This window comes from Vibrio sp. 2033 (assembly GCF_033339735.1).
Map to the genome: position 1 here is coordinate 1 of NZ_JAWOVC010000379.1, position 682 is coordinate 682.

The following is a 682-nucleotide window of genomic DNA, read 5'->3' on the forward strand; positions in this document are numbered from 1 at the left end:
CATTTCGCCACCAACTTCGACCATGTAGTTTTTGATCCCTACCGATTGTAGGTAATCAGCAACCACATCAACCCCCCAACCTTTTGCAATCGTTGACAGATCAACATACAAATTAGGAATGTCCTTTGACAGTTTATTGCCATCAACGGTCAGGTGGTGAATCCCAGTGTTTGCCTTACGAGCCGCTAACTCTTCATCAGAAGGCACTACGTCAGGGCGAGCTTCTGGGCCAAAGCCCCAAAGGTTAACCAGAGGACCAACCGTTACATCAAGCGCACCTAAAGTTAGGCCATTGAGACGAACCGCTTCTTTTACTACGGTTGCCGTTTGCGCTGACACTTCGAAAGGCTCACTTGTTTGATGCTGGTTAAAGCGACTCAGCTCTGAGTCTTCACGGTAAGTCGACATTTGATCGTTGACTTCTTCAAGCAGTCGATCGATTTCCGTTTGCAGAGCCTTCGGCGTCGGAATGCCGTCTTGCTCAATGTATTTAATGTTGTAAGAAGTCCCCATTGTAGGACCGCTTAGATGAATTTGATCAGCAGGCTGTTCACAACCAGCCAAAATCAATAGAGAAGCAAATGCAACAAGCCACTTTTTCACTTGTTTACTCCCATTGTTGTTGAATTGATATGGGAAATAGGACCATGTCCGTCAATCCAATTTCCTATAGCAACTGTTG

General features: G+C 45.7%; 1 protein-coding gene. It reads right to left on the reverse strand.

What is annotated here, in order from left to right:
* On the reverse strand, positions 1-603 hold a 603-nt coding region (locus tag R7P74_RS26715), incomplete at its 3' end, for an FAD:protein FMN transferase (protein ID WP_318123679.1).
* Positions 604-682 lie beyond the last annotated feature (79 nt).